The sequence below is a fragment of the Vibrio sp. M260118 genome, assembly GCF_036533755.1.
In the GTDB taxonomy this organism is placed as follows: domain Bacteria; phylum Pseudomonadota; class Gammaproteobacteria; order Enterobacterales; family Vibrionaceae; genus Vibrio.
The window spans coordinates 1-8,871 of the sequence record NZ_JATABG010000132.1 but is presented as its reverse complement, the minus strand read 5'-3'; the positions used below and the strand labels follow the sequence as shown (position 1 = coordinate 8,871).

Here is an 8,871-nt window from a genome sequence, read left to right as displayed (position 1 = left end):
GCATGAGCAACCACTCTGGGTGATCAATTATGTTGTGAAATTCCATTTCTTAATCCCTCCAATAGGTTACCACTTGGCATAGTGATCTTCGGTTAGCCCCAGCACGCGATTAAACAGGTGCTTTTCTCCCTTAGTGTCGATAACAAAGCCACTAAAGTGACCGATAAACTGGCGAAAGTTGCTTTTGAGCAGCAGTAAGTTGAGCTTTTCGCTGCGCTGGTTGATAGGTGTAAATTGCAGCTCGATTCGACCATCCTCTGAGTGGATATGCCAATTTTGCTTGATGTGGTCTCTGTCGAAAGTAAAGTGCACCGGATTGAGGAGATGCCTGTTACCGTTGACCCACAGCGCATTTTCACAGCTCCCGGTTTCATTGACTCCGGCCGCAAGATTGAGGCCAAGCGAATTTTGGCCATCGCCAGTATTGATACTAGCCCAGCGCCAACTCGTTTCACGACGCATATAGCCAGCAGAGAAATCGTAACTGGCGAGCGCATGATCTAAATCTACGCTGGTTCCATCCACTTCAAGTGTGCCTGTGACGCTCAGAGCGTTGTGTTTTTGCGTGTATGTCCAACCGGAATACGCCGTCGGTGTACAAACTGATAATGGCAAGCTAGTAGGCTGGCAATGCAAGGTCACATCGAGCGTCAGACTATGATTTTGCACTGTCATGTGCCATTGCCCATGTGAAATATCGAATCTTAGCTTGCCCCCTGCTATCTGGCTTGTTCCAGAAAACGGCGAGGCAGTCATCTTCTTGCTGAACCATAGTGGACGCAGCCAAGAGTGTTCTTTGATTGAGTCGTTTTCGACGTCGTAGATGTAGCAAAATGAAGAGCCGAGATAGCGAATATCGGCTAGAGCTAAGCCAATGACGTAGCGTGGTGTTTTTATACTCACGAACTGAAATTGCTTGTAGTGGAAATACTTGGCCAACCTACCTGCAGGTTTGTCCATGCTGTTGCGATAGTCAAAGCGCTGAGTATTTATCCTGTTTGGAATACCATCAAAATGACCATAGCTGGGTTTACCGTTTGTCGATATTAAGCTATCCGGAGCAGGGCGGGTGAAAACCATAATTTCAATTTACAAGCTATTAACACTTAGGCCAGTTTGCGTCAGATGAAAGATGAATGTCAGGTCATTATCGGTCATTAACTCATCTTTGATCACGAAAATGATTGGTGAATGTCCGTATGCTAAGTCTTACGTTTTTGACTCAAAATAAAAGGGCAATGGAGCCAAGTTAATGGAACTTGTTGCTGAATACCGACCAACCGATCATCGTCACCAGTTAGGGGTGATGGACCTCGCTTTGTTGCTTGACGGTTTAGAAAGCTTTGGTATTAGCCCGAAGCAGTTGTTGCTGGATATAGGGTTAGAAGCCATTGACTGGCAAGATGAACAAGCGCAAATCACTTATGCGGACAAGTTGATGCTGTTTCGCCATTTGAATCAAAAGTTGCCAAACTTGGGTCTAGGTCTGTTGGTTGGCGAGAGAGCCACACTCAGTCATTTTGGCGTACTAGGTTATGCAATTTTAAGTAGTCGAAGCGTTGAAGAGGCGATCAAAACGGGCTTTAAGTACCTGAATTTTAATGGTCCTGTCTTTTCAGTAAAAGTAGTTAAAGATCATCAAAATGCTTCGATTGTTCTGGATAATGTACTCGATATTGGCGATCTGTTGCCTTTTTGTTGTGAGTATTTTTATAGCGCGCTTACGTCATTGTTTGAAGAACTGACTGGGCAGAAGTTAGATGTTCTTTCACTGAGTCTTCCTTATACTAAACCTAGCTATAGTGACAAATATCGAGAGCGTTTTGGTTGTGAAACTGAATTTGAAGCCGAGAATTTATCGCTTCGCTTTTCGGTGCAGGCTCTTTCGTTGCCGCTAAAAACTCAAAATGTGGATATGCTCAGCCACTACTTACAATCTTGCGAGTCGGTTGTGTCGCTGCTGCAATCGCCCCACCGGCTGACCAACCAAATAAAAGCCACTTTGTATCAGAGTGTTGGGGCGTTTCCTTCAATTGAAGAGATGGCGGAGCAATATGGCTGCTCATCTCGCACCTTAAGAAGACAACTCTCACTGCACCACACGAGCTATCACCAGCTAGTTGGGGAAGTGCGCAGCGATCTTGCAAAAGAGTTTTTGCTTCGTACTGAGCTCACAATTGAAGAGATTGCGTTTCGTCTAGGATATAGCGACGCGGCTAATTTTCGGCGAGGGTTTAAGCGCTGGACGGGGATGACGCCTCAGCGCTTTAGGTAAGCGGTTTACTCGGTTTCGAGGTTTGATGCCCAGGCGTACATGAGCTCTAAAGCGACGGTTGCTCCTGCCAGTGCTGTGACGTCACTGTGATCGTATGGTGGAGACACCTCCACCACATCCATTCCAATGATGTTTACACCCGCTAACCCACGTAGGATTTTCAGCACCTTATCTGAGTTCAAACCGCCACAAACTGGCGTGCCTGTACCTGGTGCAAAAGCTGGGTCTAAGCAGTCGATATCGAATGTCACATACACGGGCTTGTCACCGATGATGTCACGAACTCGCGCTACGATGGCGTCGCTACTTAGGTCATTCGCCTCCATGGCATTAATCACGTTAAAGCCATGCTTGTTTTGGTTGTAATCGGTGCGAATACCGATCTGCACTGAGTGTTTAGGCGAAATCAGACCTTCGTTCGGTGCATGGTAGAACATGGTGCCATGGTCATACGCGCTGCCGTTGTCATAAGTGTCCGTATGGGCATCAAAGTGGATCAGTGCCATTTCGCCATGATGTTTTGCATACGCACGCAGAATTGGCAGAGTGATGAAATGGTCACCACCTAGTGCCAGCATGGTCTTACCGCTTTTAAGGATTTCACTGGTTGCTGCTTCCAAGCGGTAGGTGAAATCTTCGGCGTCGCCACAGTCAAATACTAAGTCACCTGCATCAATCACTTTGGCTCGGTCAAAAACATTGAAGTCCCACGGGAACTTGTTTCCTTCCCAGGCTAAGTTTACCGATGCGCGACGAATGGCATCTGGGCCCATTCGAGCTCCGGGTCTGCCCGATGTCGCCATATCCAGTGGTACGCCAAGTACCACAAGATCGGCGTCTGCTGAGACAGGATTGCGCAGGTAAGGCCTGCGCATAAAACTCATTGAATTCGAATAGAGCGAATAATCAGTTTTAGTAAACAAATCATTCATTTAGAAATCCTCTAAATAAGTGTAGCCTGATAGACCACCTTCTAATTCTTCAAGTACCGTGTGTTGCTCAGAGGCGTCAACGCGATCTGCCACAAGCTCGCGGTAGTTTTGGCGGATCTTATCTACGTCGATGTGTACATAGCGCATCATATCTTCGACGCTGTCACCCTCATCGATACGTTCAATAATCGCTTTGCCATCTTCGCTTACAGTGACCACTGCACTGTGTGTGTCGCCAAATAGATTGTGCATATCACCAAGAATTTCTTGGTATGCGCCGACAAGGAAAAAGCCCATCAGATATGGCTTATTTTTGTCCCAAGCCGGAACCGGTAGTGTGGTTTCAATACCTTGGCCTTCCACGTACTGTTCAATAGCTCCGTCAGAGTCACAAGTAATATCGAGCATCACAGCACGGCGATCTTCGACGTTTTCCAACCCAGATAGTGGTAGAACAGGGAAGACCTGATCAATTCCCCAAGCATCGGGCAGAGACTGGAATAGCGAGAAGTTGACGAAAAACTTATCCGCTAATCGCTCGTTCAACTCATCCAAAATAGGACGGTGGAAACGATTTTTGTTGCTCATCTGACGACTTAGCTCGAAGCAAATTCGTAGCGAAAGTTGCTCCGCCCACGCGCGTTGTTGCAGATTCAGCACCCCAGTTGCAAACTGAGAATGGACCTCTGCCAAATCGCTGTGGGTATCGTTGTATATCTCAATCAATGCACGCGCATCGCTGCCGTCTTGCAAAGTTTCCCAGTTACGCCACATGTTTTGTAGCAGAGTTGGGTCTTCGATACTGGGTGCCAGCACGCTTTCTGGTTGGTAGGCCTCTGTACCGATCACATTGGTGATCAATACTGCGTGATGTGCGGTTAAAGAGCGACCCGACTCAGAGATGATCACTGGTACAGGTTGCTCGTATTGCAGGCATACATCACCGACAGTACTGACGATGTTACGTGCGTACTCAATTAAACCGTAGTTCATCGAGTTAGAAGATTGGCTACGAGTACCGTCATAGTCCACCGCCAAACCGCCACCGATATCGAAGTACTTAATATCTGTACCCATACCACGCAGTTCGCAGTAGAAGCGTGCAGATTCGTTCACCCCATTGCGAATATCGCGGATGTTGGCCATTTGCGAACCTAAGTGGAAGTGCACTAGCTGCATCGCATCCAGTTGCTGCTCTTGTTTTAGGCGCTCGATAACGGTTAATACCTGAGATGCTGCTAAGCCGAACTTAGATTTTTCGCCGCCGCTCGATTGCCATTTACCTGCTCCTTGAGAAGCTAAGCGAATGCGGATACCTAAGCGAGGCTTAACGCCCAAGCTCTTGGCTTCTTTTAGCACTAGATCTAGCTCAGATAGCTTTTCTAAAACGATAAAAACTTTATGGCCAAGCTTTTCACCAATTAGGGCTAAACGTACATACTCGCGGTCTTTGTAACCGTTGCATACAATCACCGAGCTCGCTTTTTGTGCCAACGCTAACACTGCTAATAGCTCAGGTTTACTACCTGCTTCAAGGCCAAGTTGTTTGGTTTCTAGCTGAGCTTGGCTCTCTAGGATCTCATCAACCACCTCTTTTTGTTGGTTAACCTTAATTGGGTACACCAGTAGGTAGTTGTTGTCGTATTGGTACTCTTCAATCGCCTGGTTAAATGCGTTACAAATCCCGTGCACGCGTTGGTGCAGGATCTGTGGGAAGCGAACCAGTACAGGCAAATTCAGTTGTTTCTGTTCTAGCTTAGAGACGATTTTGCTCAATGGGACCTGATGGCTATTATCACTACGTGGTGACACATACACTTCACCTTGATTATCGATACCGTAGAAGCCTTGGCTCCAGTAATGAACATTGTAATCAGCGCGAACACGATCAAGTTTAGAGTTGTTTTCCACTACATATCTCACAAAGGTAGGGAGGAAAATTCATGACTCACAGAGCGTGAACCATACCTGACACGGGACTGAATTGGACTTCTCTAAGCTTCCGCGTCGAGCGCATTAACGGATAAAAATCCGTCTGAGTCTAACAAAACGATTTTGTCGTCACGATTGAAATATAGGGTGCGAAGTACAGATGATTTTCTATTCAGAAATGATGACAATTTAATGTGCGAGCAAGCCTTTCTTTGATTGGTTTGAGCCGCTAAAATGGTCGTAAATCGATGACTTTGGAAGAACCATGGCAAAATTAACACTTCAAGAGCAGATGCTTAAAGCTGGCTTAGTGAATGAGAAGAAGCTAAAAAAAGCCAAGAAGGGCTCGAAGAAATCTCGTGTGCAAGCACGTGAAGTAAAAGCTGCAGTAGAAGAGAATAAACGTCAGCAGCAAGAGCGCGACAAAGCGCTGAGCGAAGAGCAAAAAGAGCAGCGTTTATCAAAAGAGATCAAAGCGCAAATCAAGCAATTGATTGAGATGAACAAGATCGATCAGAAAGAGGGTGAAATTAAGTACAACTTCACCGACGGCACTCTGGTTAAAGATGTCTATGTAGAGCAGCTTATCCGTGACCAGCTTGCAAAAGGCATTCTATCGATTGCTCGCACAGATGAAACTTACGTGGTGATTCCAAGCAGTGTTGCGAAGAAGATTGCGATGCGTGATGAGAGCGTGATCATCGAGCAAAATGCACCAGCAGAAGATATTCCAGCTGAAGATGATCCGTACGCAGACTTCGTCGTGCCTGATGATTTGATGTGGTAGTCATTGGTTAAAAATACAATGAAACAAAGCCTTGCTTCGGTGAGGCTTTTTTGTGTTTCAAGCATAAAAAAAACCAGCCACATGGGCTGGTTTTTGTAATCTTAGATAATTGACGCTAGATCAATCTAAAATTAAGCTGGTACTACGTTAGCAGCTTGTGGGCCTTTTTGGCCTTGTTCAACTTCAAAAGAAACCTGTTGGCCTTCTTTTAGAGTTTTGAAACCTTCAGAAGCGATTGCACGGAAGTGAACGAATACGTCAGCACCGCCGTTTTCTGGAGTGATGAAACCGAAGCCTTTCTCTTCGTTAAACCATTTTACTGTACCAGTAGTTTTGTTAGACATGATGTCTTCCTTTATTAAGTTAAATTAATCTTCTTTTTGCGCTGAAAATTTGAACTATTTAATGTAACGATGAAGCTAAGGGAAACACTAAGGTTAACAACGGTAACGCGGTTCACTAAGAATTTACTTTCGACTTGCTGTTTCACTAATAACTCTGAATTGCAGAGCACGTAGATATTACCTGAACTGCGAGTATTGTAAAGGTTTATCGTAAAGGTTGGAGGTATTCCACATTTTTTGGCGTAAAAAATGTACATAAGCCCAAGCTGTTGCGGGGTTATGTGACTAATGACACTTTTTGATTTGTCGTAGCTCAGGGTCGCTGACAGTTATACAAGATTCAAAAGCCAAGCTTGTCAACAATGCTTGGCTTTTGATAGTTTGGAAAGGTGACTAGAGCTTCTTGAAGATGATTGAGGTGTTGATGCCACCAAAAGCAAAGTTATTGCTCATTAAATATTCAACATCAAGTTCGCGGCCGTTGCCTGTTATGTAGTCCAGGTTGCCACACTGTTCATCCAGTGAGTCTAGGTTTAACGTTGGGCTGAACCAACCTGTATGCATCATTTCAAGGCTTAGCCAAGCTTCAACTGCCCCACAAGCACCTAGTGTATGGCCAAAATAGCTCTTGAGTGAGCTAATTGGTACCTTGCCGAGTGCATTGGCCGTCGCATTACTTTCCGCAATATCACCTCTGTCTGTTGCTGTGCCATGTGCTGATACATAGCCAATCTGTTCAGGTTCTACGCCTGCATCTTGCATCGCCATCTCCATACATATTTGCATGGTTTCCATCTGTGGTTGCGTTACATGAGCCGCGTCGCAGTTACTGGCAAAGCCAATGATCTCTGCGTAGATTTTAGCGCCGCGAGCTTTTGCATGTTCGTACTCTTCCAGAATGAGTGTACCGGCACCCTCGCCAATCACTAAACCATCGCGGTGAGTGTCGTAGGGACGTGGAGTGCTCTTAGGGGCGTCGTTTTTCAAGCTAGTCGCAAACAGAGTATCGAACACTGCTGACTCCGTTGGGCACAACTCTTCGCCGCCACCTGCTACCATTACGGTTTGATAGCCATGCTTGATTGCTTCATAGGCATAACCAATGGCTTGGCTTCCTGAAGTACATGCACTGCTGGTTGGGATTACTCTACCTTTAAGTCCGAAGAAAAGGCCAACGTTGACTGCTGCAGTATGTGGCATCATCTGCACGTATGTAGTGGCCGTAATGGCACGAGTTGACTTCTCGTTGAGCATGACACCAAATGCGCCAACGGCATCAGTACTGCCTGTAGAAGAACCGTAAGCGATGCCTGTTTGGCCGTTAGTCAGTACATCCGCGCCAAGCAGGCCCGCTTTCTCAAGGGCGTTCTCGGTCGCAACGGTCGCTAAACGAGAAACACGGCCCATACCGCGCACTTGTTTGCGTTTGTAATGCTTTGGTAGTTCGAAGTTATCAACTGGAGCAGCGAGTTTAGTGTTCAAGCCATCGTATTGCTCGTACGACGTCATATATTGGGTTGCGTTTTCACAGGCTCTAAGTCGTGGCTCAATGGCTTCCCAGTCGTTGCCGAAAGCGGTAACGCCAGACATGCCAGTCACTACTACGCGGCGACTCATACCAAACCTCCATTGACTGAAATTACTTGGCGCGTCACATAGCCTGCGATATCAGACATTAGGTAACTCACTAAGCCTGCAACTTCTTCAGGCTCGCCCATGCGACGTAGAGGGATTTGCGGCATTGCATGTTCTTTAACATGTTCATCGACCATGCCTGTATCAATCAAGCCAGGAGCGACACAGTTTACGGTGATCTTGCGCTTGGCTAGTTCTAAAGCGAGTGACTTAGTCGCGCCGATGACACCGGCTTTCGCTGCACTGTAGTTGGTTTGGCCACGGTTACCCATTAAGCCAGAGACAGATGCGAGAGTGACAATACGGCCACCTTTGCGTTTTTGCACCATAGGCATCACACAAGGTTGAAGGACGTTGTAGAAGCTGTCTAGATTGGTGTGAATCACGCCATCCCATTCTTCTTCCGTCATCGCAGGAAAAGCCGTATCGCGAGTGATACCTGCATTATTGACCACGCCGTAGTATGCGCCGTGCTCAGCGATATCCGCTTCTAATTTAGTGCGGCACTCTTCGCGGTTGCTGATGTCAAATTGAATCAGGCGGCCATTTCCACCGTTAGCTTCAATCGTATCGAGTGTTTCTTGTGCGCCTTTTTGATCGCCCATGTAGTGAACGACGATGGAAAAGCCATCTTGCGCTAATTGTGTGGCAATAGCTTTACCTATGCCTTTGCTTGCGCCTGTTACTAGCACTTGTCGGGTCATTGTTGACTCCTGATTTTCATTTCTTGTAATTTTTTTTCTGATGGTACGTAAACATTTAACTGGCAAGTTGCAATGGTCTGTTGGTCTAACTCGATGCGGGCGCTAAATACTGCCATACCGCTGTCTTCCATCAGTTTATCGGCATAGACATCCAGAATCTGGCCTTGTTCAAAGGTATCACAGTGAGATGTGTATCGTCGGCTACCGAGCAAAAAGCCAATCGGAGGTTGTTGACCGTTCTGCATAGCATGATAGCCAGACC

The 8,871-nt window shown here is 46.4% G+C and carries 9 protein-coding genes; 2 read left to right on the top strand and 7 right to left on the bottom strand.

Annotated elements, in window-relative coordinates; all coding sequences use genetic code 11:
• Positions 1–66 precede the first annotated feature (66 nt).
• On the bottom strand, positions 67–1,080 hold the full coding sequence (locus QTO00_RS09835; protein ID WP_331424582.1) for a DUF2804 domain-containing protein: 1,014 nt from the start codon (positions 1,078–1,080) through the stop codon (positions 67–69).
• A 172-nt stretch (positions 1,081–1,252) separates the two neighbouring features.
• Here QTO00_RS09835 and QTO00_RS09830 point away from each other — a divergent pair, with 172 nt between their 5' ends.
• Positions 1,253–2,275 (top strand): AraC family transcriptional regulator, encoded by a 1,023-nt coding sequence (locus QTO00_RS09830; RefSeq protein WP_331424580.1) that lies wholly within the window; start codon positions 1,253–1,255, stop codon positions 2,273–2,275.
• 5 nt (positions 2,276–2,280) lie between these two features.
• On the opposite strand, the gene speB is transcribed toward QTO00_RS09830, so the two are convergent.
• Positions 2,281–3,207, bottom strand: a complete 927-nt coding sequence (speB, locus tag QTO00_RS09825) for an agmatinase (protein WP_038201897.1) — start codon at positions 3,205–3,207, stop codon at positions 2,281–2,283.
• Positions 3,208–5,130 (bottom strand): arginine decarboxylase, encoded by a 1,923-nt coding sequence (gene speA / locus QTO00_RS09820; RefSeq protein ID WP_331424579.1) that lies wholly within the window; start codon positions 5,128–5,130, stop codon positions 3,208–3,210.
• A gap of 274 nt (positions 5,131–5,404) precedes the next feature.
• Here speA and QTO00_RS09815 point away from each other — a divergent pair, with 274 nt between their 5' ends.
• Positions 5,405–5,926, top strand: a complete 522-nt coding sequence (locus QTO00_RS09815; protein ID WP_331424578.1) for a DUF2058 domain-containing protein — start codon at positions 5,405–5,407, stop codon at positions 5,924–5,926.
• A 131-nt stretch (positions 5,927–6,057) separates the two neighbouring features.
• Here the strand turns inward: QTO00_RS09815 and cspE are convergent, their stop codons facing one another.
• The 4 genes from cspE to QTO00_RS09795 form a co-directional block, all read right to left on the bottom strand.
• Entirely contained in the window at positions 6,058–6,270 is a 213-nt protein-coding gene (gene cspE / locus QTO00_RS09810) for a transcription antiterminator/RNA stability regulator CspE (protein WP_038201891.1), read from the bottom strand.
• 393 nt (positions 6,271–6,663) lie between these two features.
• Positions 6,664–7,887 carry a beta-ketoacyl-ACP synthase gene (locus QTO00_RS09805; protein WP_331424577.1) on the bottom strand — a complete coding sequence of 408 codons (1,224 nt, stop codon included), beginning with the start codon at positions 7,885–7,887 and terminating at the stop codon, positions 6,664–6,666.
• Complete coding sequence (locus tag QTO00_RS09800) at positions 7,884–8,609, bottom strand: 3-ketoacyl-ACP reductase FabG2 (protein ID WP_331424576.1); 726 nt, start codon at positions 8,607–8,609, stop codon at positions 7,884–7,886. Before QTO00_RS09800 ends, QTO00_RS09805 begins: the two co-directional genes overlap by 4 nt.
• On the bottom strand, positions 8,606–8,871 hold a 266-nt coding region (locus tag QTO00_RS09795; protein WP_443088915.1), incomplete at its 5' end, for an ApeP family dehydratase. The genes QTO00_RS09795 and QTO00_RS09800, both read right to left, overlap by 4 nt.

Bases quoted from the DNA above. Each gene is read 5' to 3' on its own strand.
- QTO00_RS09835 (WP_331424582.1), bottom strand. From the start codon at position 1,080: ATGGTTTTCACCCGCCCTGCTCCGGATAGCTTAATATCGACAAACGGT.
- QTO00_RS09805 (WP_331424577.1), bottom strand. From the start codon at position 7,887: ATGAGTCGCCGCGTAGTAGTGACTGGCATGTCTGGCGTTACCGCTTTC.
- QTO00_RS09800 (WP_331424576.1), bottom strand. From the start codon at position 8,609: ATGACCCGACAAGTGCTAGTAACAGGCGCAAGCAAAGGCATAGGTAAA.
- cspE (WP_038201891.1), bottom strand. From the start codon at position 6,270: ATGTCTAACAAAACTACTGGTACAGTAAAATGGTTTAACGAAGAGAAA.
- speB (WP_038201897.1), bottom strand. From the start codon at position 3,207: ATGAATGATTTGTTTACTAAAACTGATTATTCGCTCTATTCGAATTCA.
- QTO00_RS09815 (WP_331424578.1), top strand. From the start codon at position 5,405: ATGGCAAAATTAACACTTCAAGAGCAGATGCTTAAAGCTGGCTTAGTG.
- QTO00_RS09830 (WP_331424580.1), top strand. From the start codon at position 1,253: ATGGAACTTGTTGCTGAATACCGACCAACCGATCATCGTCACCAGTTA.